18 protein-coding genes and 1 other RNA gene are annotated in these 23,470 nt (G+C 41.7%); 5 read left to right on the top strand and 14 right to left on the bottom strand.

Annotated elements, in window-relative coordinates:
* Nucleotides 1–12 precede the first annotated feature (12 nt).
* Both Bovatus_RS22790 and Bovatus_RS22785 read right to left on the bottom strand, forming a co-directional pair.
* Nucleotides 13–450 carry a hypothetical protein gene (locus Bovatus_RS22790; RefSeq protein WP_004301917.1) on the bottom strand — a complete coding sequence of 146 codons (438 nt, stop codon included), beginning with the start codon at nucleotides 448–450 and terminating at the stop codon, nucleotides 13–15.
* Between the two features lie 82 nt (nucleotides 451–532).
* Nucleotides 533–3,289: a transglutaminase domain-containing protein gene (locus Bovatus_RS22785; protein WP_004301916.1), complete on the bottom strand. Its 2,757-nt coding sequence runs from the start codon at nucleotides 3,287–3,289 to the stop codon at nucleotides 533–535.
* A 555-nt stretch (nucleotides 3,290–3,844) separates the two neighbouring features.
* On the opposite strand from Bovatus_RS22785, the gene Bovatus_RS22780 reads away from it, so the two are divergent.
* Complete coding sequence (locus tag Bovatus_RS22780) at nucleotides 3,845–5,023, top strand: C1 family peptidase (protein ID WP_004301913.1); 1,179 nt, start codon at nucleotides 3,845–3,847, stop codon at nucleotides 5,021–5,023.
* Nucleotides 5,024–5,183: 160 nt separating this feature from the next.
* On the opposite strand, the gene Bovatus_RS22775 is transcribed toward Bovatus_RS22780, so the two are convergent.
* The 3 genes from Bovatus_RS22775 to dinB form a co-directional block, all read right to left on the bottom strand.
* On the bottom strand, nucleotides 5,184–5,885 hold the full coding sequence (locus Bovatus_RS22775; protein WP_004301912.1) for a DUF4627 domain-containing protein: 702 nt from the start codon (nucleotides 5,883–5,885) through the stop codon (nucleotides 5,184–5,186).
* 59 nt (nucleotides 5,886–5,944) lie between these two features.
* Entirely contained in the window at nucleotides 5,945–7,879 is a 1,935-nt protein-coding gene (locus Bovatus_RS22770) for a heparinase II/III domain-containing protein (protein ID WP_052588019.1), read from the bottom strand.
* A 477-nt stretch (nucleotides 7,880–8,356) separates the two neighbouring features.
* Nucleotides 8,357–9,448: a DNA polymerase IV gene (gene dinB, locus Bovatus_RS22765; RefSeq protein ID WP_004301910.1), complete on the bottom strand. Its 1,092-nt coding sequence runs from the start codon at nucleotides 9,446–9,448 to the stop codon at nucleotides 8,357–8,359.
* Nucleotides 9,449–9,664: 216 nt separating this feature from the next.
* Between dinB and Bovatus_RS22760 the strand changes: the two genes are divergently transcribed.
* Both Bovatus_RS22760 and Bovatus_RS22755 read left to right on the top strand, forming a co-directional pair.
* Nucleotides 9,665–11,092, top strand: a complete 1,428-nt coding sequence (locus tag Bovatus_RS22760; RefSeq protein ID WP_004301909.1) for a DUF4419 domain-containing protein — start codon at nucleotides 9,665–9,667, stop codon at nucleotides 11,090–11,092.
* Nucleotides 11,077–12,219: a PDDEXK nuclease domain-containing protein gene (locus Bovatus_RS22755; RefSeq protein ID WP_074726650.1), complete on the top strand. Its 1,143-nt coding sequence runs from the start codon at nucleotides 11,077–11,079 to the stop codon at nucleotides 12,217–12,219. The genes Bovatus_RS22760 and Bovatus_RS22755 overlap by 16 nt, the downstream gene beginning before the upstream one ends.
* A gap of 198 nt (nucleotides 12,220–12,417) precedes the next feature.
* Here the strand turns inward: Bovatus_RS22755 and ssrA are convergent.
* Nucleotides 12,418–12,814: a transfer-messenger RNA gene (gene ssrA, locus Bovatus_RS22750) on the bottom strand.
* A 183-nt stretch (nucleotides 12,815–12,997) separates the two neighbouring features.
* On the opposite strand from ssrA, the gene Bovatus_RS22745 reads away from it, so the two are divergent.
* Nucleotides 12,998–14,179, top strand: a complete 1,182-nt coding sequence (locus Bovatus_RS22745; protein ID WP_052588018.1) for a lactonase family protein — start codon at nucleotides 12,998–13,000, stop codon at nucleotides 14,177–14,179.
* A gap of 43 nt (nucleotides 14,180–14,222) precedes the next feature.
* On the opposite strand, the gene Bovatus_RS22740 is transcribed toward Bovatus_RS22745, so the two are convergent.
* The 8 genes from Bovatus_RS22740 to Bovatus_RS22705 form a co-directional block, all read right to left on the bottom strand.
* Nucleotides 14,223–14,861 carry a M23 family metallopeptidase gene (locus Bovatus_RS22740; RefSeq protein WP_004301906.1) on the bottom strand — a complete coding sequence of 213 codons (639 nt, stop codon included), beginning with the start codon at nucleotides 14,859–14,861 and terminating at the stop codon, nucleotides 14,223–14,225.
* A 28-nt stretch (nucleotides 14,862–14,889) separates the two neighbouring features.
* Entirely contained in the window at nucleotides 14,890–15,555 is a 666-nt protein-coding gene (locus tag Bovatus_RS22735) for a B3/B4 domain-containing protein (RefSeq protein WP_004301905.1), read from the bottom strand.
* A 50-nt stretch (nucleotides 15,556–15,605) separates the two neighbouring features.
* Nucleotides 15,606–16,418, bottom strand: coding sequence for a peptidoglycan editing factor PgeF (gene pgeF / locus Bovatus_RS22730; protein WP_004301904.1), 813 nt, complete (start codon nucleotides 16,416–16,418; stop codon nucleotides 15,606–15,608).
* Nucleotides 16,415–17,581 carry a GTPase ObgE gene (gene obgE, locus Bovatus_RS22725; protein WP_004301903.1) on the bottom strand — a complete coding sequence of 389 codons (1,167 nt, stop codon included), beginning with the start codon at nucleotides 17,579–17,581 and terminating at the stop codon, nucleotides 16,415–16,417. The genes pgeF and obgE overlap by 4 nt, the downstream gene beginning before the upstream one ends.
* A gap of 89 nt (nucleotides 17,582–17,670) precedes the next feature.
* On the bottom strand, nucleotides 17,671–18,240 hold the full coding sequence (locus Bovatus_RS22720) for an adenylate kinase (protein ID WP_004301902.1): 570 nt from the start codon (nucleotides 18,238–18,240) through the stop codon (nucleotides 17,671–17,673).
* 59 nt (nucleotides 18,241–18,299) lie between these two features.
* Nucleotides 18,300–18,836, bottom strand: a complete 537-nt coding sequence (hpt, locus tag Bovatus_RS22715) for a hypoxanthine phosphoribosyltransferase (RefSeq protein WP_004301901.1) — start codon at nucleotides 18,834–18,836, stop codon at nucleotides 18,300–18,302.
* A 40-nt stretch (nucleotides 18,837–18,876) separates the two neighbouring features.
* Entirely contained in the window at nucleotides 18,877–20,421 is a 1,545-nt protein-coding gene (locus Bovatus_RS22710) for a peptide MFS transporter (protein ID WP_004301900.1), read from the bottom strand.
* A 193-nt stretch (nucleotides 20,422–20,614) separates the two neighbouring features.
* Nucleotides 20,615–20,839, bottom strand: a complete 225-nt coding sequence (locus Bovatus_RS22705) for a winged helix-turn-helix domain-containing protein (protein WP_004301899.1) — start codon at nucleotides 20,837–20,839, stop codon at nucleotides 20,615–20,617.
* Nucleotides 20,840–21,901: 1,062 nt separating this feature from the next.
* On the opposite strand from Bovatus_RS22705, the gene Bovatus_RS22700 reads away from it, so the two are divergent.
* Nucleotides 21,902–23,413, top strand: coding sequence for a bifunctional ADP-dependent NAD(P)H-hydrate dehydratase/NAD(P)H-hydrate epimerase (locus Bovatus_RS22700; RefSeq protein WP_004301895.1), 1,512 nt, complete (start codon nucleotides 21,902–21,904; stop codon nucleotides 23,411–23,413).
* The last annotated feature ends 57 nt before the right edge of the window (nucleotides 23,414–23,470 follow it).

The following is a 23,470-nucleotide window of genomic DNA, read 5'->3' as shown; positions in this document are numbered from 1 at the left end:
AAAGAATATTGTCTAAATGAGAATATGCGCCAATGTGTAGACGTAGTACTTACACGAATATTTAGTGTAATTGACATCAAGATCGGTATGACCCAAACGGTTTTCCGGAAGCAGAACATTCAGAGAGCTCAATATCTGTATAATCACAGTATTTGTATTGAACTTCAAGTTCTTGAAAGGAACAATGCTTCTCGGAAAAGAGATATTATCAAAAATACAGTCACTGACTTTACAATTAGATGTCTCGTCAACAAACTGCGAATGCGATACTTTACTTGACTTATTGAGGTCGGCAGAAGAGATGCGACAAGATGACTCTGCCGTATATTGCATACGATTAGATGAGATTTCAGTTTCTTTCTGAAATCCCTGCAATTCTTTATCGGAAACATTGCTAAGTCCCAACACTAGAAATGCGCATGCTAATATGCAAAAAATATACTTAGTCATAATTTGCTGCAAACGTAATCATTCTTTTTCGAAAAAAGCACATCAAGAGCAATAATTAACGATTATTCATACTGATTTTTTCTTATAATCCATGTACTACTTTCATCAATTGCTCACCTAAACCGATCGTATATCCTTGAGAGACAAAGACTACCCTATTGAATGTGTCGGCAATAATAAAGACTGGCAGAATGGAGTTATTCAAATTCATAGCCTGCACAATTCCTTTCCGAATGCTATCATCAGTATCAATACCGTAAGTAATAGTAGACGGAAGTCCCTTGAATTCGGCAGCATTAAATTTCTTGTATTGTTCTTCCGAAGGAAAAAGAAAGACCATTTTGCGTCCCCACTGTTCGAAGTCATTGCCCAGAGCGGCTATGTCTTTTAACGCATGATTGGTAGGCTCCTGCCCTGCTCCGAGAACAGCCACTACAAAATAACCACGTCCACAGGTTTGCAAAATACTTTGTCGTGCCAAAGGCATCACTTTCTCTCCTATTCGTTCCACCGGCGTAAAAAGCGATTCGGAATTGAAATTACCGATAACAGCAACCTTTTCTCCGGATTCACGCAAATGATAGGGTACTTTTGTCGCTACAGGTTTGAATTCATCTTTCTGTGCAGGCAATACAAAAGAAGAAATTCTCGCCAACACACCTCCATCGGCAAGTCTCGTACCGGTAACCAACAAGTAATATCCGGCATCCAATACCCCCATATTTCTCAATCTGGGATCTTGTTCTTCATAACTAATCAATTCCGGTCTGCCCTCCCGCAACCTGGAAATGGTAAACTTGCTATAATACTTAACTCTCTTATCATCACGAGCAATTGCCTTATCACCTTCATAAAAATGATAAATCCCCCTGGATGCCTCCACTGCTTCTTGTTTATCGAAATCAACCTCCATGAATTCGCTTCCCCACCTGTTTTCAGGCCAACTTACATATCTTACACGCCCGTCTGTACTCCTTATATCAGCACCGATATTCATACTACGCGCCAATGCTACGAAAAACAGATCCCGTGAATATGAATCCGCCACCTTCGCACGCCAAACCCCTTCCGGAGAAATAGGGATACGCTGGAAGTTATTTTCTTCATCAATCGTAATATTACGGTTCACCCATTCAACTAAAGCTTGCGGGCGAGTCCGGAAAGTATCCATTTCCGCTTCAGAGAACTTAGACTGAAAGAAAGATTTATAAGGTGTCAATGCCTCCGTTGAAGCACGGGGAGCAAGAATGTCATAAACATATTCAGTCGAAGCATCCATGCAGTGAAAGGGCGGTATAACACAGTCATACAAATAGGTATCAACATCTTTCGTATTCAACAAATGATCGATCAACACTTCATAACGCACATCACGAAGATCTTTTTTAGTAAGTATGGACAATAAAGCCGCACCTTTCATCAATTTTCCCTGCCGATCTGCCTCATTCAGAAAACGAACCAATACATCATGATTCCCTCTTGAATCCAACAAGAAAGAAGCCAGTGCCTTCCCGGCAAACGAACTTAATTTTCCTTTCAAACAGGATACAATGGAATCAGCTTGTTCCGCAGTTGGGAAAGTAGCGACATAAGCATTACGAATCGAATCCTCCTGCATCATTCTCCGATCATTCTCTGCCCGTTGCTCCGGCGTTACTTCCGGCAAAATAGGATTCTCAACGGGAGGAACGATATCAATATCTTCTTCAAAAATATCTCCTTCCTTTTTATCAAGTGTCAATGTCAATTCCGGTTGCTTGTCGAAAGATAGCTTGGAAAAGCCGAATGTTCCCTTATCGGAAGCCCATACCAGCATATCTCCCTTACCGGCTGTTAATGATACTTGACCATTGGTATCAGTGTATTTAGTAGCAACTGTATAAAACTCCGCATAGTTATATACTTTAAAATCCACTCTTGCTCCGGCAACAGGTTGTCCATTCTTATCTCTCACCGTCACCGATGCTTTTGCAGTCGGAGCATAATTCTCCGTTACATTGATTTCCGTATAATTCAGCGTTTCTAGCATCATTTCCTCCGGACCGTTATAACGCCCGAAGACCTTCGTATGCATCAACATTCCCCGACTGGCAGGAGCATTGAACCATCCCAGATTCAAAACCGGCTCCGGCTCACAGGCACCGAAAAAATACCAATGTCCGTCCGCCCATGCTTCCACCCAAGCATGATTATCATCCGTATGCGCCCAACGAGGCGTATACACCTGACGTGCCGGAATACCAACCGACCGGAGAGCAGCCACCGCAAATGTAGACTCTTCACCACAACGCCCATAAGCCGTCTTGACTGACGCTAATGGTGAGCTGGTACGCGCATCACTCGGACGATAGACTACTTTCTCATGACACCAGTGATTCACCTCTAATATAGCCTCTTTCATCGGCAGCCCCTTCACCCTGTCTTTCAGCTCGCCATAAAACACACGACGGGAATCGTCCAGATTCTCGTTATTCACCCGGATCGGCAGAACAAAATGACGGAACACTTCATCGGGAATCTCTTTTCCCCAAGGCATCTCGCCACGCGTCTGCTTCGACAGCCGTACATTTTCCAGATAATAATCTCCCGAATAGTCCGTCACATCTCCGATTGGCATATAAGCATAGAGAAACATCAATGCTTCACGCTCGTAGACCGACAAAACAGAATCGGCAAAGATCGCAAATAAATCTCCATGAGGGAGTGCCTGTTTTTTCAGTTCAAAGTCTTGAATCACTTGATTCCGGTAGGCTTCTTCTTTGAGAAAGTGAGCATTGTTACAAGCAAACAGCGCAATTGATAAAATCAGGACGCACAAAAGATGGGTGAATGTTTTCATACGAGTGTTTGGTTTATTCTAATAATAAGGTTGCTGACTGACAAAAATACAAGAATATTTTCTGAAAGCCTAGATAAGTACATAAAAATGTGATAGATAAGAATAATATTGTCATCGACGGAGAATTACGGGCATTTTGTAACAGGTTTGTAACATGGACCGTGTTCGAACCCTTATAAAAAGAAAATTCAAAAGAAAAAGAAGATTTTTATGTTTTACAGCATATAATTCAAAAACAATTCGTATCTTTGCAGTGTTATTAGAGAAAACAAGATGTAAAACCGCTCTTCAAAACGTGGAGGGCAAAAAAAGAGGAAACAAATTATGAAAAAGAATGCAAATGAAAAAATTATGATGTTACAGTACCGTATTAAACGCTATCAAGCAATGGGAAATGGTGCTATGTGTCAGACCTTGAACGGTAAACTTCAAAAACTGCTGTCACAGCAGGTTGCCATGTAAATAAACACACTAATTATAATAAATAGAGCGAGGAACTTTCGAGTATCTTCGCTTTTTTTATACATTTGCAGAAGAAAGATAATAAAACACATTATGAAAAAGCTATTTATGTCGGTTGCGCTCCTCTTATTGGTCGTAACCTCTTTTGCACAAACACCTGGTTATGAGTTCACAACCGTTGTGTCCCACCAAGCAACGCCTGTTAAAGATCAGGGTTCCACAGGAACCTGTTGGTGCTTTGCCACCGCTTCTTTCATGGAGTCGGAACTGCTCCGAATGGGAAAAGGAGAATATGATCTCTCGGAAATGTTTATCGTCCGCCAAAAGTACATGAATCAGATGGAGGACAATTATCTCCGTCGTGGTAAAGGAAGTATCGGTGAAGGAAGTTTGGCACACACTTTCAAAAACGCATATAAGAAAGCGGGAATCGTTCCGGAAGAAGTGTACACCGGATTGCTGGGCGATAACAAAGACCACAATCACGGAGCATTGTCACGCTATCTCAAAGCATTGGTAGACGCAAATATTGAATCTAAAAAGCGTACTCCGCAATTTGATGCGCTTATTAATAATCTGTTCGATATTTATCTGGGCAAGCTTCCTGAAAAATTTACTTATAAAGGAAAAGAATATACTCCTCAATCTTTCACAGAAAGTCTGGGATTGAATATGGATGATTATGTTGAACTGACCAGCTTCACTCACAAGCCTTATTATGAGACATTCTCACCTGAAGTTCCCGACAACTGGGAAAACCAGCCAATGTATAATCTTCCGTTGGACGAACTGATCGGGGCTATCGACTATGCACTGAACAAAGGATATACCGTATGTTGGGACGGTGACGTAAGCGAACAGGGTTTCTCTTTCAAGAACGGAATCGCCATTAATCCGCAAGTGGAGGATGTGAAAGATTACTCGACTACCGACCGTGCCCGTTTTGAGAAAATGCCAAAATATCAACGAATGGACGAAGTGTTCAAGTTTGAGCATCCTTATCCGGAAATCAACGTAACACCGGAAATCCGTCAGGATGGTTACGAGAAGTTTGTGACAACTGACGACCACCTGATGCACATCACCGGTATTGTGAAAGATCAGAATGGTACTAAATATTATATCACCAAGAATTCCTGGGGAGCGGAAAGCAACAAATCCGGAGGTAATCTGAATATGTCTGAAAGCTATGTACGTGCTAAAACAATCTGTGTGATGGTACACAAAGATTCTCTGCCTAAGGAACTGAAGAAGAAACTCGGTATTCAATAAATCGCATGAAATCAGTCCCGAAGGGAGATTGACAGTTTCATACATTTATTTATTCGGAACTCTCCATTATATTCATATAACAAAAGAAATAGGGCAACGAAGTATCACTACTTCACTGCCCTATTTTTTTGTTAACCTACTATATTAAATCCTTTGCTCTTTATTTCTTTTTCAATGTTACGTCGCTGATTTCTACAACGCCGCCTTTGTTCTGGGAAAGAATAGCCACATAACAATCTTTCAGAATGGCAGCATCATCGTCTGTATCAGATACTTCCAAGTTAGCATTTGCTTTCTTGCTACTAATTGCATTAACCACTTGTCCCATATCATAGTAAACCACTACTTTAGTCCATTTACCGGCATCTTTAATTTTAAAATTGTATTGTGCGCCCGAAGCATTTGGTTGAGCATCTGCGTCATAGTCTCTACGCATGAAGAAAGTAGTATTGTACTTACCATTATCATTCTTTTCCTCATTGGTCTGTTTGATGTATACACTGACCGGAGTTCCTGCTTCTTTAGCTTTTGCATAGAAAGTAAGAACATAGATACCTTTGTCCAAACCATCGGTAATACGTTGTCCCAGGAAAGCTTTATACCAAGAGAGAGTCTTTTCAGCACCGGAGTTATCCAATTTCATTGCATTCGGATATTTGGCATCTCCTGTTTCTTCCCAGGCAATAGTAGTTACACCGTCAGCTTCATTATTCATGATAAACCACTCTCCTGCGGTAGCTTTATTGGCATTAGTCACTTTAGTCTTTACTTCAGTGGCGAATTTTTCGTTTTTTATCAGGTTCTGCGCACTTACGCTTACTCCTGCAAGGACCAAAAGCCCGGCAAATAATACTTTTTTCATCTTACTGTGATTTAATTGTTTATACTTTATTTTTTCTAGCTTTAAAAATCTATTTCATCCTACTTCACTTGTTGAATAACAAATCCATATTTACCAGTCACTTTCTTTTCTTCAGTCTTTAGTGTGATGCGGTAAATCTCTTTGCCCCATACGTTAGACAGGCGCGGATCATCCAGTTTGATTGTTTCCAGTTCGGCCTTAAACTGTGATGGATAGTTCATTTCCACCTTTTGTCCCTTTACTTCGATGCGGATTTTTCCGGCTGACGGGAAAGTCACATTGCCCCAAGTTAAAAAGTTCATTTGATTAGGAACAATAGCCTCATCCAACGTATAAATATCACCAATAATAAGTTTTTTATCATCAAGAGCATAAGAGCGAACCCAGCTTTTCACTTTCGCTTCTGCCGGATAAGCAGTAGCTATATCCGTAGAGAACATCCGTTTCTTCTCATTGCAAACGGTATTGGTAGCTTTATACTCCTGCCCGAATTTCTGCGGTACTCCGTTAATCATCGGCAAGTTATGATAGTTGCTCTGCATGGTCCAGATGGTATAGCGGTCCTTGCCGAACGTCTGTTTGGTATATGTACCTACACCGGCATCAATAATCACAGGAATTGTATTTACATATAAAGAAAAGGTTCCTACATCGTTGTGGTTATGGCTTTCGTTATTAAATCCGCCTTTAGCGGCAACAAACATACCGTTTTTGTTCTTCATATAGCAGAATTCCGTCTCGGGATACCAGGTTACATCCGGCATATCATGTTTCGGAGTTGCTTTTGCCAGCTCATTACAGCAAAGTAGAGATTGAAGCGAACGAAAAGCGTCGTTGCCCATGGTAGCATACGGTTTTCTTCCTTTCAACAGGTATGCGGCAAAATGCATCATTTCATCGCTGTTTACAGCTTTACCGAAGCGATAGATTAACAAAGGATCGCCCCCGCCTTGTGCCGATGCATCAGCAAAATTCACCACCCAGCCATTGCCCACGTATGAGCGGGACATATATTCTCCCATCCGGCGAATCATCGGTTCATTGAACAGAGACAGTTTACCGCCTGTGCCATCAGAGAGTATCTGCAAATAGTCATAGAGCTTTCCGGCGGCATGTCCCCAGTAAGAGGTTCCCTCCTCACAGGCACCATCGGATTTCACGAAGTTGATAAACTTATCGACTGACTGCATGGAGCGATAAACAGCTTTCGCTAACTTATTCTTATTGTTCTCCATCAGTAAGAAACATTGCAGGGCATTGGAGTTACACCAAGGATTCCAGTTGTTGATGATTTCTCCCGGTTTCCAGTTAAAAGCCATCCACCACATTTCGTCGTCGTTCATATACGGATCGAGAATACGTTCTTTGATTGCTTTACGCATTTGCAAGGATACCACAGGATTGATTTTGTCGAATGGTTTGCGGAAGAAATAGTGTACCCAAGCCATTAAAGCTCCGTATCCGCCTGAACCGAGGTCGATAATCTGTTCGCGGAAGTCGGGAAGTGAACGTTTGCTACTCTGGCGGGGCAAGTGTGCGGATAGAACCCATGAATTCATTTCACAGCTCATATATGCTCCGTTCAGTAATTGGTCGATAAAACGTCCTTTCCCTTCGGCCAGTTCGGCGAGCATCAAGGCGTTAAGTGCCTGGCGGTTGGCGTCATAAGGAACTTCCATTATTTTACGGTTACCGCTACGTTCATATTCCAGATAAGCAGTGGCAGGTATCAGTTGCCATTTATAGTCGAGGAGTTTTTCACCGGCTTCGATGAGGCGTTGCTTATTGGGACCCATCAAAGAATCCCAGGCGGCACGATCTGTATAAGCAGGATAAGGCACCCATGCTTGTTTCATTACCAACACGTTTTTCAACGTAGTTTCGTCTGCCGCTTTTTGCAGCATATTGCGTTCGGTGTAAGCGCTTGCCTTGAAAGAAAAACTTCCTAAAGCTGCTAGTAAAAGAACACAAAATAAATGTTTCATTCGATTCATGGTATTTTCATTCATTTAAGTATTGCAAAGATAACGTATCTGATAAAAAATGAGGTGAGTAAATCATACGAACCTGATGACAAAAAAGTACATACTTCAAAAATAGTACTCTTAATTGCTATATTTTAGGCTTTTAAGTCATTATAAAAGCAATTTAAGTCATTGTAGAAACAATTTAAGTCACTATAAAAACAATTTAAGTCACACGGAAACCGGGTTTTCATTTCGGAAAAACAAAGATGCAGTTTTAGAAAATAGAGGCTCCCTTTGGAGAAAATAAAGGTTCTATTTATTCCAAACAGAGGCTCTGTTTAGGGCAAATAAAGGCTCTATTTTATTTCAAATAGAGTATCTGTTTTACTTCAGACAAAGTATCTGTTTGGATATTCAATCCTCTTTCTTTTTTCATTCTTTGATTCTCTTCTTTTTCATCCCCTATTCTTTCCTCTTCATTCCTCTATTTCTTCCTCTTCGCCTTCAATCCCAATCGCTAAATTCAAAGCTCAACTGTTCCCAAACACCGTGTTGTTCATCGGCTTCCTCTTTTGGATTGGAGACGGAAAGACCGATGAGCCGGATTGGATGTTGCTCAAATTCGACACTTTTAAGCAATTCTTTTGCAAGTGGGAGTACCCGGTCTAAGGTGGTGAGTTCCTGCGATTGAGTAAGGCTTCGGGTTATCTGGCTAAAATCATGAAACTTGATTTTCAGGGTAAGCGTGTTGCCTTTGAAGTCTTTTCGCTGAAGACGTTCAATCAGCTCTACCGCCACATGGTATAGTTCGATAATGACCGATGAACGGGCTGAAATATCACGTTCCAATGTACGTTCGCAGCCAATGGATTTACGGATACGAATTGCTTCGACAGGGCGTTCGTCAATTCCTCGTGAGCACTCATAATACAGTGCGCCGGCTTTCCCGAAATGGGCTGTCAGCATTTCAAGAGAGCATTTCCGTAGTTGAAGTCCATTGTGGATGCCAAGTAAATGCATCTTCTTTGCAGTCACCGGACCCACTCCCCAAAAAGATTCGATAGGAAGACGGGCTATAAAATCAAGGGCTTGTTCCGGATGAATGGTGCATAAGCCATCCGGTTTGCGATAGTCCGAAGCTATTTTAGCCAGAAACTTATTATAAGAAACTCCGGCAGACGCAACAAGGTTGAGTTGTTCCCGTATCTTCTGCTTTATTTCCTTTGCTATATCCACAGCCAGGGAAATATCTTTCTTGTTTTCAGTGACATCCAAGAAAGCTTCATCCAGAGACAGAGGTTCGATGATATCCGTATATTCGTGGAAAATCTCATGTATCTGACGGGAAACGGATTTATAAACATCCATCCTGCCAGGTACAAAAATGAGTTGGGGACAAAGACGTTTCGCCTTTTGCGAAGCCATAGCGGAACGGACACCGTAACGCCGGGCTTCATAGCTAGCAGCAGCCACGACTCCCCTCTCTTCTGCATGACCTACCGCTAAAGGCTTGCCACGAAGTTCTGGATTATCACGCTGTTCTACAGAGGCATAGAAGGCATCCATGTCGATATGTATAATCTTTCTCTGCGTCATTGTTTAGGATTAGCAGAGCAAACTTACTATAAATTCCTGAATAAATCCTGCTTATCGGTTCAAGAAATAATATGCTTATGATTTTTATAGATATAAGTCAAAAAAACATTCAATATCTTGTCAAAGACAGTTCTTATAATATTATATTTGCATATCGTCTATTCAAAATATAGAGGTAGTTAATAAGTTTGTGCCACCATACAACTCTTTAAGATTATGAAAAACACATTATTTTGCTTATTCATATTTTGCAGTGTTTCCACATTCGCTCAAAATGGAATCACTTTTAAGGTCGAAAAGCTTTCAAAGCCTGAAGAATTACTTCATCTAGACTCCCCGAATGAAATTTACGAAAGTCTTATATTATCAGATATGAACATAGAGCCTTATGAGATAAAAGAGAAGAATATCAAGGTTCCTTATCATATCATTGCAAAGAGCGAATCTCCCGACAGTCTCGTTTCTTTTGGCCCTAATTCTTTTTTCAACGGTATGTATCAGGCTTATGCGGATCACAGGCCATTTGTATTGTCCCCGGACATGATTTGGCTATTAATCAGCCAGGGATTTGCACGCCATATCAATGCCAATCAGGAATCTATGAGAAATGAGCTTGTTGATTTCTCCGGCAAACTATCCTTAATTATAAGAGAAGACAAAAAATTGGAGGACCCTACTCTTTCATGGGAGGAAATCTTCCCGCAATTTACAGAACAAATATCCCAATACACCGGTAATCATCTGACCGAACTGCTCACCTGCAATTTTTCAACGACTACCTCTTTAGAGAAAGTTGCTTCCGAAATAACAATCATGGAGGCTGTAAAACCTTATTTTGAGTTTATAATCATACGCATTGTCTGTGGAATACCTGAAATAACTCTCGAAGGAACACCAGAGGACTGGGAAAAACTACTGCACAAAGCCAGAGGCTTGAAAGAATACAAACTCGATTGGTGGATTTCAGAATTGGAACCTCTTTTGGAAGAATTTGTCAAAGCATCCAAAGGAGAAGTTAATAAGAACTTTTGGCGCAACATGTTTAAATATCATTCACAGAAACGATACGGAGCCCCAAACATTATTGATGGATGGATCGTGAAGTTTTTCCCTTATGATAAGGAAGGGAAAAGAAATTATCTGAAACAGCTTGAAGGCAAAAATTGTCTCCCTGATGAGATAGTGAAGGTAGATGTAAAGTATCAGGAAGTATATGGCGACGCTGTCAAAGAAACTCCATTAGAATTTTGGGCAGGTTTCATCGGGTTAGAACAAAACAGCAAGACTTTTGCTCTGCGACCGCAAATTGGTTGGATGGTCAGGAAGAAAGATGTTAACAAGGAAGGATTAAAAAGTAAATTAAGTGCTGATGCTCAAAAGGATGGCTGGGGAAGCGGCATCAATATCAGAGTAAAAGAATTTCCGGCTGTACTGTTGGAGCTCAAAGAAATAAAAAGGTTGGATATCCAATTTATCGATACAATTGATATACCGGACGAAATATCAAAAATAAAAATCGGATCGTTGAGTTTATATGGAAAGATTACTAAAGAGGAAATAGAGCGTATTAAAAGATTATTGCCTGATACGGATATAAAAATAAATGGTTCGCGAAGTGGGAGTGCTTCATTTATGACTCCATAATAAAAAGAGGCTATCCAAAAGCCATAAGTCAGATTTCAAAGGCTATCAAGATGCACTATCCCGAAAAGAAAGGATATTCAGCGAGAAGCCTTACCTATATGTGTCAGTTTGCCCGAACATACCCACTAGAGATATTACAAAGAATGCTTTCTTGTGACAAGGTGTTGAGAACGCCAACAATCCCCAATATGCTATCCTTGACTGATGAACTGAACTGTTTACCAATTACGCAAGAACCTCTTGCGCAATTTCAGACAAATATATTTCAATCAAAAGAATTTACGCAAGAGCCTCTTGCGCAAATTCAAAAGATAGACAAGACAATCTCCGCAATGCTGCAAACATCCATTGATGATATTGAAAAGGATTTTGTTTGTTCCCCCATTTCAAAAATAAACTGGACCAGTCATGTGATACTATTGGATAGCTCATTACCCTTAGGAAACAAATATTGGTACATGAAACAGTCCGTTGAAAACGGATGGAGCAGCAACGTATTAAAGATACAGATTGAGACTAATCTGTTCAAACGGCAGATAGAAACACAGAAAGTCAACAATTTCACAAAGACCTTGCCCACCCCTCAAAGTGACTTAGCCAACTATTTGCTGAAAGACCCGTATATATTCGATGTAGCAGGTACAAAAGAACTGGCAGATGAAAGGGATATTGAAAAACAGCTTGTAGAACACGTCACAAGGTATCTATTGGAAATGGGGAACGGCTTCGCCTTTGTAGCCAAACAGAAACATTTCCAAGTCGGGGACAGCGATTTTTATGCAGACCTTATCCTATACTCCATAAAACTTCACTCCTATATAGTCGTAGAATTAAAGGCTACTCCATTCAAGCCAGAATATGCAGGGCAATTGAATTTCTACATCAACATCGTAGACGACCAGTTGAGAGGTGAAAACGACAACAAGACAATAGGATTGTTGCTCTGCAAAGGTAAAGATGAAGTAGTGGCACAATATGCCCTAACGGGCTATGCACAGCCCATAGGAGTAAGCGACTACCAGCTAAGCAAAGCCATTCCCGAAAATCTGAAATCCGCCTTGCCAAGTATCGAGGAAGTGGAGGAAGAATTATCACAGCTACTCGATAACAAGAAAGACGAAAAGTAATCCGATCAGTCCCGTTGTGACAGTCTTGACATTTAAGCCGTCTGCCACCTATACAACGACCGATTCGACCCGAGCATTGACGAACAGATGAATATCACAGAAAATAGAAATATTAAATAAAACAAAAACACCCCGCTTTACATTATTAGGATGTAAAGCGGGGTGCAAATCTCATAAAACACTAGAAATCAGCATTTAAAGTGGAGCTGCGGGGGATCGAACCCCGGTCCAAACGAGGAAATCATAAGCTTTCTACATGCTTATCTTTGCCTAAATTTTCGTGCAGGAACAGAACCAAAGCCATCAATTCCTGCCTTATCCTCTAAAGTTTCATCAAAAGTGCGAGGCCGCCTTTGACTATCCCCGATGTAACTGCACCACTGAACCGGAATGCTTCGGAGCAACAGCTTCCGAGTGATGTCTCGTCCTGGCACCTAGTGCCTGGATTAAGCTAATCTACTGTGATTCGATTAAGCAGCAAGAGCGTAATTAGTTTCGCCAGATAAAATTTTGATAACTGATATTTAAGTGGAAATTACCGACCCACTGCATGCTTACCTACCATTTCTGCCCGCTGTCAAATCCAGTCAACCCCAAATTTTTATTCGTACAGAATAGCGATTGTTTAGAACGCTTTCCAAGAGTGCAAAGATAGGAAATGTTTTCTAATTTACGAGAAGACGTTAGCAAATATTATATCAAAGCACTATCTTTACGGAGCTATTTTATATTTAAGATGAAAAAGCATCATGAAAAATCAACCAATAATAAGCTACTTATGATTAAGACATATCTATCTAAAACATATATATTCAAAGCATTTGCCGCTGTTTGCATATTCGGAATCAGTATCAGTGGCTGTACTTCTAAAAAAAAGACTCCTATGGAAACAACCGATACAACGGAAAACGAACTAACCATGTTGGTGGGTACTTACACATCAGGAACCAGTAAAGGGATATATAGCTACCGCTTCAATGAAGAAAACGGGACTGCCACTCCCTTAAGTGAAACGGAAATTGAAAATCCTTCTTATCTTGTTCCATCTGCCGACGGAAAATTCGTCTATGCAGTCAGTGAATTCAATAGTACGCAAGCTGCCGCCAATGCATTTGCCTTCAATAAAGAAAAAGGTACTTTGCAACTATTAAATTCACAGCAAACGGGAGGTGAAGATCCCTGCTATATCATCGCCAGTGGAAATAATGTGATAACCGCCAACTACAGTGGCGGCAGCATTTCCGTTTTCCCTATCGCAAAAGATGGCTCGCTCCTACCCGCTTCCGATATTATACAATTCAAAGGTACGGGAGTAGACAAGGAACGACAAGAGAAACCGCATCTGCATTGTGTCCGTATCACTCCGGATGGTAAATACTTGTTTGCCGATGACTTGGGTACAGATCAAATACATAAGTTTATCATTAACCCAGCTGCAAATGCAGAAAATAAGGAAGCATTTCTGAAAGAAGGATCGCCTGCTGCCTCTAAAGTGAAAGCCGGTTCGGGTCCCCGTCATCTGACTTTCTCGCCAAATGGCCATTACGCCTATCTGATTAATGAGTTATCGGGCACAGTAATCGCTTTTGAATATAAAGACGGAGATTTAAAAGAGATCCAGACAATCGCTGCCGATACGGTAAACGCACAAGGAAGTGCTGATATTCATATCAGCCCGGATGGTAAATTCCTGTATGCCAGCAATCGTTTGAAAGCAGATGGTATTGCCATATTCAGTATTCACCCGGATAACGGAATGTTGGCGAAAGCAGGCTACCAACTGACAGGGATTCATCCACGCAATTTCATCATCACGCCTAATGGCAAATACTTGTTGGTTGCTTGCAGAGATAGCAATGTGATACAAGTTTATGAAAGAGATGCAGATACAGGACTATTAACAGATGTACAGCAGGATATTAAAGTAGACAAGCCGGTCTGTATAAAATTTGTGCCATAATTTGTCATAATCTCCCGGCTATTCATCAACTACTGATAGCCCTTTACTTTTTATTTTGAGCAATCCGATTGTCAGGAATTTGAGTCTTCACAACGATTTTACTCCCGTTCTTGGTACACTTGATACATTCTTTCCGCAATGTTCTCTCTTTTAAGTCAAAAATGAGATTCGGATTAAAATGTTGCCCGTTAATACGGGTTTCGAAGTGTACATGTTCGGTAGTGGCACGACCGGTACGTCCTGTCAGCCCGATAGGTTGTCCGGCTTTTACGACATCACCAGTTTTAACCAGATTCTTGAAATTGTGGCTATAAAGTGTTTCCAATCCGTTAGCGTGGCGGATTACAACGATATTTCCATAGGCATAATAGGGTTTCGACATACGCACCACTCCATCAAAAGCAGCACGAATCGTATCTTTTGCACAGGTCTTAATGTCTGTTCCTGAATGTCCTCCGCGAGTTCCATAGGCAGAGATTACTTTTCCTCCGGGTAATGGGAAAGCATATTCGTGATCTTTCAGAGAATCCAAATGCAGATAGATATGATTGCTTTTAGCAAATAATCCGGGAGTAGCTACCCGTACATCAGCCATTTCGCGGGCAGAGAAGGAGGATTTATCCTGCCCGGCGGCAGTCAGTGGCAATAATAAAACTGTCAGTAAGATAAGTATGTTTTTCATGTCTTTTTTCTTAGAGCACTCATTCTAATTATTCGAAGAATACGATTTCGCCTCCATCCGATTCTGTATAGTTTCTTAATAAGGTTTGTATCATTTCAACAGCTTCTTGCAAACCATCTTTCCCATTATAACCGTTGACTATCGCCAGGATATGAGTAGTTCCGAGATCCATCTTCGTACGTTCGTGATCGCTTGTCGGTGTTCCGATTCCTCCGAATGAATCGCGATATACGGGTAATCCTTCAATATTCAACACACCGCGACCGATACCTTCAAACGGTTCTCCAGCTTTGCCGATACCGAGTTCAAGGTGTGTACCTTGTATTTTATCCGCATCGAAACCACCAATAGAATGTCCCGTACGAAGAGACACGAGGTTAATCAGGTCTACCAGTGTATCAATCTGATATAAAGGGATTCCGCGCATCAGGCGGCGACGCAAAGCTTCGGCTGACGGACGATAACGTCCGGGGTCTTTGCCACAACGTTTATAAGCCTCACGGGTAGCAAAGATAACAGGTTGATGTTTGATGTCTTCCATCTGTGTAGTGGAAGTCAGTTGTTCGGTGAAAGCATTGATTTCACGCCAAAGACCTTCGCTGTAAGCAGTATTCTTCACTGCAGCATACACGGCGGCTCCGGCGAAAACCGGGCATGCGTCTTTTATTTCTTTAGATACTTTTATTTCAAACATAACTTATCATAAACCAATCATCAGCGTCCTGCAATTACGGACACCAATTATTACTTTCTAATCATTATTCCCGACAAGATACGACCGGAATCTATTCCCAGTCTACGTGCGGAGAAGAATTCATCATGATGAATATAGGTACAGATGCCAGCTACTTCTATCTGTTCTGCAGGCACTCCGGCATTCAGTAATTCAATCCGGTTGGCTTCCCACAAATCAATATGATATTTGCCCGTCTCCTTCTTCTTCATAGAAATAAGAGACATATCGAAACCGCTTTCTTTAAAAGCATCATACACCTCATCACCTACTTCAAATGATTCGAGCGAAATGCTCGGCCCGATGCAAGCTACCACATCTTCGCCTTGCGTCCCGAATTTCTGATTCAAGTGATCCATCACATGACTGACAATATGCTTCACAGTTCCTTTCCATCCGGCATGAACGGCAGCCACAACGTGTTGTTTTTTGTCGTACAGCAATACAGGAACACAATCCGCCGTCGTGACGCAAACGCAATACCCCGGCACATTAGTTATCAAGGCATCCATTCCTCGCAAAAGTAGCCGTCTCATTTCTAATGACTCTTTAAAAAATGATTCATTGATAATCAGACTGGCACAACCATGGCTCTGTTCAGGAATAAACAACTCCTTTATCTGATGATTCATGCACTGAAACAACCAGCTCTGATTGCGATTGACGTTCATGCATGAGTCGTTGGTATAAGGCGAACAGTTGAAAGAGCCGTAAGCTCCGGTGCTTATACCTTCGTGACGCGTTGTTACGAAATGAGCTACCTCAGGATATACATCCAGTGACTTATATCCCTTCAACTCATTATTTTTTGTAAGTGAAATCATTTTTCTTCCCAATCTTCTTCCTCGTATTCATAGTCGATATCATCGTCATCATCATCAACATTGTCATCATATTCATAAACGATGTCTTCATCTTCGCCCATGTCTTTGAGCTCCTGTTGCAGACGGGTTACGTCCTTCGGACGGTGAACGATGTCCTCTATCTTATTGCTTTCCTTATTCAGTTCTTCCCAAAGAATGTCTTTCAACACCGAGATACCCAAACCGGAAACAGAAGATATGAATACGTGGGGAATGCCTTCCGGCAATGTAGGTTCTATTTCGTCCATCAATTCCTGATCGAGCATATCGCTCTTGGTGACAGCCAACACACGTTGCTTGTCCAACATTTCAGGATTGAAAGTACGCAGTTCGTTCAGCAAGACTTCGTATTCCTTACGAATGTCGTCGCTGTCTGCCGGAACCATAAACAGCAGTAATGAATTACGCTCGATATGACGCAAGAAACGCAGTCCCAAACCTTTTCCCTGGCTGGCACCTTCGATAATACCCGGTATGTCCGCCATCACAAAGGATTTTCCACCGTGATAGGAAACGATGCCCAAGTTGGGTTCGAGCGTAGTAAACGGGTAATCGGCAATTTTCGGTTTAGCAGCCGAAATGGAAGAAAGCAAAGTTGACTTTCCCGCATTCGGGAAACCTACCAGACCGACATCGGCAAGCAGTTTCAGCTCCATGATAACGGTCATTTCCTGCATCGGCTCTCCCGGCTGCGCAAAACGCGGAGCCTGACGGGTGGCCGTCTTGAAATGCCAGTTACCCTGACCGCCGCGACCGCCTTTGAGCAAGATCACTTCCTGTCCGTCTTCTGTTACGTCACAAAGATACTCCCCTGTCTCGGCATTATAAACTACCGTTCCGCAGGGCACTTCTATTATTTTATCCGCACCGTCTTTTCCGAAGCTACGTCCTTTGCTCCCCGATTCACCATGACCGGCCATTGCATGACGGTCATACTTCAAGTGCAGCAATGTCCAGTAATTACGGTTACCGCGCAAGATGATATGACCTCCTCTTCCACCATCGCCCCCGTCAGGACCTCCGTTAGGACAATATTTCTCGCGCCTCATGTGCGTAGAGCCTCTTCCGCCCTTACCCGAGCGACAGTATATCTTTACGTAATCAACAAAATTCGATTCAGCCATATTTTTTTAAAGAGTTAAAGTAGTCAGTAGTTAGAGCAGTTAATTAGAACACTCCGGCTACTGACTTATTTATTTATAATATTGTATTATTACAATTTATCTACTGCTTCGCAGATTTCAGCGAAGATACCTTCCATAGTACCCAAGCCGTTGATATGTTGGTATTTCTTTTCGTTCTTGTACCAGTCGATCAGTGGAGCAGTCTGTGAATGATATACATGCAGACGTTTCTTGATTGTTTCTTCGTTATCATCAGCACGACCGGAATCCTTGCCACGTTTAATGAGACGTACCATCAGTTCTTCTTCCGGAACATCCAAGTCAACCATTACAGAAACGTCCTGTCCTCTTTCTGCCAACATTTTCTTTAAAGCTTCTGCCTGTGCAATTGTTCTTGGGAAACCGTCGAAAATTACCCCTTTGCTATCTTTGAAGCTGTCGAATACGCTTGCCAGAATATCAATCATTAATTCATCAGGAATCAATTGACCTTGGTCGATGTAACCTTTAGCTGTTTTACCCAGTTCTGTGCCATTCTTGATTTCAGCACGCAATACATCTCCTGTCGAGATGTGATTGATTCCATACTTTTCTACGATACGTTCGCTCTGTGTTCCTTTTCCTGAACCCGGAGCACCGAAAATTACGATGTTCAACATTTTGTTATTTACTATTTAACGATTTACTATTTACCATTTAAACTGGTACCTATTTAATATTAATCTATTACTGTATAAATATCGGGATAATTACGTCCGAAACCATCATAATCCAGTCCGTAACCTACGATAAAGTCGTTCGGAATTTCCATCGCTACATATTCAATGTTGAGGTTTACCTTGAGCTTTTCAGGTTTCACCAACAGAGAAGCGATATGGATAGCTTCGGGATTGCGTGTACCTAATGTTTCGAGCAGTCGCTGCATCGTCAGTCCTGTGTCTACAATATCTTCTACGATTACAATGGTACGTCCGGCAATGTCTTCATTCAGGCCGATTACCTCTTTAATCACTCCGGTGGAAGTGATGCCCTGATAAGACGCCAACTTCACAAATGAGATTTCACAAGGGATGGTGATATGCTTCAGTAAATCAGCGGTAAACATGAACGAACCGTTCAACACACTAAGGAAAAGCGGATTCTTACCTGCTAAATCGCGGTTAATTTCGTTCGCTACGCGAATCACTTCTTTCTGAATTTCTTGTTCCTTAATAGAAACGGTAAACAATTTGTCTTTTATCTGAATGGTATCCATAACCGGTAATTTAAAAATAACCTTGCAAAAATACGATTTTTTATTCTACCCCGTGCATCATCTTCTGTAATTTCTTCGAGAGAAGGAACAGAATCAACGAAGCAACACCGGACATTACGACGAATACCATAAAGAAATCATACATGGTAGCAATCTGATAACCAAAGATTGACTTCACTTTTCCGGCTTCCGGATAGAGCCCGCTCAACATTCCCGCAAATTTATTGGCTGTGGCAGTAGACAGATACCAGATTCCCATCATCAAGGAGGCGAAACGCAGCGGACTCAATTTATTTACCATTGAAAGTCCGATAGGCGACAAAGCAATTTCACCCATGGTATGAATAAAGTAAAGTCCTGTCAGCCAAATCATGCTCACTTTCACTCCGGGAACAGCATCTTTCACTCCGAAACAGATGAAAAGATAACCTAAAGAAAGGAGTAACAAACCAATCGCTTGTTTGGTAGGAGAAGCGGGTTCCATCTTTCGTTTGTTGAGGAAGCTCCACACACCCGGCATTATATATGCCAGGACAACAACAAACAGAGGATTGAAGGATTGAAACCACGAAGCCGGCATTTCCCAACCGAAAATGTCACGATTCGTCTGTTCGGACGCAAAAAGAGTTAAAGAAGCTCCCGCCTGTTCGTAGGCTGCCCAGAAGAAGATGACAAAGAAGGCTACTATATAGATAACGAAAATACGGCTGCGTTCTATTTTGGTCAATGAACCGTCTAACAGGATCAGAACAGGGAAAACAATGCAGGCGGTAAAAATGCCGATACTCACCCAATCGCCTTCAAATGCATAGTTAAAGAAGGCTATTAAAGCAATGGTAAGAATTGTGATTACAAGGGTATTACGTACTTTGGTACGTTTGTCCATCTTCGGGTGTGAGATATGGTCGGCCTTGTCTTCTTTCTTTTCACGTTTAGCATCGGGAATAATACCAATCGGTTCTCCGGAAGGAGAAAAAAGATATTTATTCTTTTGAGTCTCGAAAAGAACAACGGTGAACAGTGTCATGATTCCGGCTGCAAGAAATCCCCATTTAAAGTCATGCGGATCACCGGTATCACCCAGATAACCACAAATCAAAGGAGCAGCAAAAGAACCTACATTCACTCCCATATAAAAAATGGTGTATGCAGCATCCAGCCGCCTGTCTCCGGGTTCGTAGAGCTGACCTACCAGAGAAGAGACAGTGGGTTTGAAGCAACCATTGCCCAAGATCAGGAAGCCTAGTCCGCCATACATCATCCAGTGGGCAAGGTTCGTATTATCTAAAGTGGAAGCACTCATAAACATCAGGAATTGTCCGACTGCCATCATCACCGCTCCCCAAAACACGGAACGACGAATTCCCCAATATTTATCGGCAATGTATCCGCCAATCAACGGGGTTAAATAAACTAGTCCGGTATAGCTGCCGTAGATGGATGCTGCCGCTTCTTTGTCAAACAATAATGCCTGCGTCAGGAAAAGAATAAAGATCGCACGCATACCGTAATAACTGAAACGTTCTGCCGTGCTTGTCGCGAAAATCAGATAAAGGCCTTTCGGATGCCCTTTCAATGCACTCATGAATTTATGTGTTTAGTAGTTTATGGGGTGCAAAGGTACAGAAAAAGTAGATTAGATGCTTCTCTTATCAAACAGAATAATAGGGGGAATAATAAAAATGGGCATAAAAAATCCTACTGATCCACTTCATTATTTTTTTAGCTGTGTAAATAACAAAGTGGAGATCCATCTTAAATATAGGTTAGCTACCACCTTAGCCAAAAGTAAATTCGACATTTTCGATACTGGCAAAAAGCATTCCTTCTCTTTTCCTCAAAAAGATTTTGTCTTCTCGGGCCAGCCAACCAATAGCAAGAGCTACGTCTTCAAACGTCAAACTTAATTCACGGCACAAATCGAACATTGAAAGTTCACCTTTTTCATTTAAGATGCGCCATACTTTCCCGGCATTCAAGCCAATTTTTGTCTTTTCCATCATGCAAACTTTAGAAGATTAAACAATCCGTTATTTAGATTCTAATTCATTGTGAGCACTGGAAAATAATGTGATGCACATTATCTATCTCCAAAGATAACATTTTTATCGGAAACGGCAAATAATCAAAGGCTTAATCAAGGGAACCGCATTAAAAATTTGTTTAAGAAGGTATGGAGATAAACTAAACACAATTTCCATCCGCCCCTCTACAGAAAAAGATTTTTCATTTTCATTTCTCATATTCTCATAAATAAGGCACAAGTGGCAGTAAACTAATAAGATAGACTATGAGAAATGATTTTAAAACAGGCATTTCTCATAGTTTCTTCGCAAAATAACCCGGATTTTGCTTCATTTCTCATAGTGTAGCGTGCCGGAAGCTGACATTGAATAAATAGAACTATATATTCCTTTTGCTTGCTTCCATACACAGTGTCTTAGTCCCACATATTGTGGGAAAAGATTCCCTAAGGCTTGGGAAAGTATTCCCTTATTTTGTGGGAAAGTTTTCCTTCAATATACGAGAATACTTTCCCACAATATATGGGACAATCGAGAACAACGAGCATCTCCAAGCAAAAAGCCACTATTTTATCTAAATAGTAGCTTCATTTCCTGATAAAAATAAGGCAGGCTGAAAGAAAAAAGGAAGAAAGAATGGCTTTTGACTATGAGAAATACCCTGAAATACGATGAGAATAAGGTGGCTTTTGAGCCAAAACATGGGAGAACTTATGAGAAATACCGTTTTGAAAAAGTGTTTCTCATAAGATATCTATTTGATTATCTTTCGTTTATCGAAAAACAATGAGAATATGAGAAATGAAATGAAGAAATCTTTTTCAGGGAGAAATAAAAGTAAGTTCATAATGGTGCAGCATTGAATTATTTTTTAGCGGAGTTATTCTAACACTTAATAGTTTAAAAGCAGATATTTCTTTGACCAAAAGATAGAACTAATGATGAATTAAAAGTTGCAATTATGGTTTTCTTCCCACAACAAACGGGAAAAGTCAGAAGAATCATGTACATTTGTAATCCGAAAACTAAAAGAACATCGCAATGAAAATATTTCCAAGCAGCAGTATCAAGAAATTGGACGCTTATACCATTGAGAACGAACCTATTACATCAATCGATCTGATGGAACGTGCAGCAACCGTATTAACAAAAGCCATCACAGACAGATGGAATACGGAAACGCCGGTCACTATCTTTGCCGGACCGGGGAATAATGGTGGAGACGCTCTCGCCGTAGCCCGCATGATGGCTGAAAAAGGATATAAAATCGAGGTATTTCTCTTCAACACGAAAGGAGAACTTTCACCCGACTGCCAGACCAATAAAGAACTGGTAGAAATGATGGAAGAAGTAAAATTCCACGAAATCAGTACCCAATTCGTACCTCCCGCCCTGACGCCCGACCATCTGGTAATCGACGGATTATTCGGTTCAGGCCTGAACAAACCGTTAAGCGGCGGATTCGCTGCCGTAGTGAAATACATCAATTCCTCCCCTGCTATGGTAGTAGCCATCGACATTCCTTCCGGACTGATGGGAGAAGAAAATACATTCAACGTAAAAGCTAATATTATCCGCGCCGACGTAACTTTCAGTCTGCAACTGCCGAAGCTCGCCTTTCTTTTCGCAGAGAACACTGAATTTGTCGGAGAATGGGAAGTGCTGGATATCCAATTAAGCGAAGACGGTATTGAAGAGATGGAGACTAACTACGAAATGTTGGAAATAGAAGAAATCCGTTCACTCATCAAGCCACGCAAACAGTTTGCCCACAAGGGGAACTTCGGCCATGCACTATTGATTGCCGGTTCAAAAGGAATGGCAGGAGCCTCTGTTCTCGCTGCCCGCGCCTGCCTTCGTTCGGGAGTAGGGCTGCTGACTGTTCATGCGCCAATGTGCAACAACGACATCTTGCAGACCTCCATACCCGAAGCAATCGTAGAAACCGACATCAACGAAACCTGTTTTGCCGTACCTACCGACACGGACGACTATCAAGCAGTCGGCATCGGCCCGGGACTGGGACGAAACGAGGAAACGGAAGCTGCCTTATTGGAACAACTGGAACACTGCCTGACTCCTGTTGTAGTAGATGCCGACGCTCTTAATATCCTCGCCAACCACCGTCATGCCCTTACCCATCTGCCGAAGGGTTCCATCCTCACCCCGCATCCAAAAGAACTGGAACGTCTGACCGGCAAATGCCAGGACTCTTACGAACGTCTGATGAAGGCTTGCGAACTGGCCCGTGCCGCCCATGTCCACATTATTTTAAAAGGAGCCTACTCCGCCATCATCACCCCCGAAGGTAAATGTTTCTTCAACCCAACCGGAAATCCGGGAATGGCAACCGGAGGTAGCGGTGACGTACTGACCGGAGTAATCCTGGCGCTGCTTGCCCAAGGTTATCCCACCGAAGAAGCCGCTAAAATCGGCACTTACATTCACGGATTGGCGGGCGATGTCGCTCAAAAGAAGCAAGGAATGATCGGAATGATCGCAAGCGATATTATCACCTGTCTGCCGACAGCATGGCGACTTGTAAGCGAATAAAAGTTAAGAACTTACAGTTTTTTCAATAACTTCATTAACTTTGTTTTCAAAACCAGT

This window comes from Bacteroides ovatus, from assembly GCF_001314995.1.
GTDB classification, from domain to species: domain Bacteria; phylum Bacteroidota; class Bacteroidia; order Bacteroidales; family Bacteroidaceae; genus Bacteroides; species Bacteroides ovatus.
This window is presented reverse-complemented; position numbering and strand designations above follow the sequence as displayed.

Excerpts from the sequence above, each read along its gene's own strand:
- obgE (WP_004301903.1), bottom strand. The coding sequence starts at position 17,581 with ATGGCTGAATCGAATTTTGTTGATTACGTAAAGATATACTGTCGCTCG.
- Bovatus_RS22735 (WP_004301905.1), bottom strand. The coding sequence starts at position 15,555 with ATGTTTGAAATAAAAGTATCTAAAGAAATAAAAGACGCATGCCCGGTT.
- Bovatus_RS22745 (WP_052588018.1), top strand. The coding sequence starts at position 12,998 with ATGATTAAGACATATCTATCTAAAACATATATATTCAAAGCATTTGCC.
- Bovatus_RS22780 (WP_004301913.1), top strand. The coding sequence starts at position 3,845 with ATGAAAAAGCTATTTATGTCGGTTGCGCTCCTCTTATTGGTCGTAACC.
- Bovatus_RS22775 (WP_004301912.1), bottom strand. The coding sequence starts at position 5,885 with ATGAAAAAAGTATTATTTGCCGGGCTTTTGGTCCTTGCAGGAGTAAGC.
- pgeF (WP_004301904.1), bottom strand. The coding sequence starts at position 16,418 with ATGATTTCACTTACAAAAAATAATGAGTTGAAGGGATATAAGTCACTG.
- Bovatus_RS22740 (WP_004301906.1), bottom strand. The coding sequence starts at position 14,861 with ATGAAAAACATACTTATCTTACTGACAGTTTTATTATTGCCACTGACT.
- Bovatus_RS22770 (WP_052588019.1), bottom strand. The coding sequence starts at position 7,879 with ATGAATCGAATGAAACATTTATTTTGTGTTCTTTTACTAGCAGCTTTA.
- dinB (WP_004301910.1), bottom strand. The coding sequence starts at position 9,448 with ATGACGCAGAGAAAGATTATACATATCGACATGGATGCCTTCTATGCC.
- Bovatus_RS22705 (WP_004301899.1), bottom strand. The coding sequence starts at position 20,839 with ATGATGGAAAAGACAAAAATTGGCTTGAATGCCGGGAAAGTATGGCGC.
- Bovatus_RS22700 (WP_004301895.1), top strand. The coding sequence starts at position 21,902 with ATGAAAATATTTCCAAGCAGCAGTATCAAGAAATTGGACGCTTATACC.
- Bovatus_RS22720 (WP_004301902.1), bottom strand. The coding sequence starts at position 18,240 with ATGTTGAACATCGTAATTTTCGGTGCTCCGGGTTCAGGAAAAGGAACA.
- hpt (WP_004301901.1), bottom strand. The coding sequence starts at position 18,836 with ATGGATACCATTCAGATAAAAGACAAATTGTTTACCGTTTCTATTAAG.
- Bovatus_RS22785 (WP_004301916.1), bottom strand. The coding sequence starts at position 3,289 with ATGAAAACATTCACCCATCTTTTGTGCGTCCTGATTTTATCAATTGCG.
- Bovatus_RS22710 (WP_004301900.1), bottom strand. The coding sequence starts at position 20,421 with ATGAGTGCATTGAAAGGGCATCCGAAAGGCCTTTATCTGATTTTCGCG.
- Bovatus_RS22760 (WP_004301909.1), top strand. The coding sequence starts at position 9,665 with ATGAAAAACACATTATTTTGCTTATTCATATTTTGCAGTGTTTCCACA.
- Bovatus_RS22790 (WP_004301917.1), bottom strand. The coding sequence starts at position 450 with ATGACTAAGTATATTTTTTGCATATTAGCATGCGCATTTCTAGTGTTG.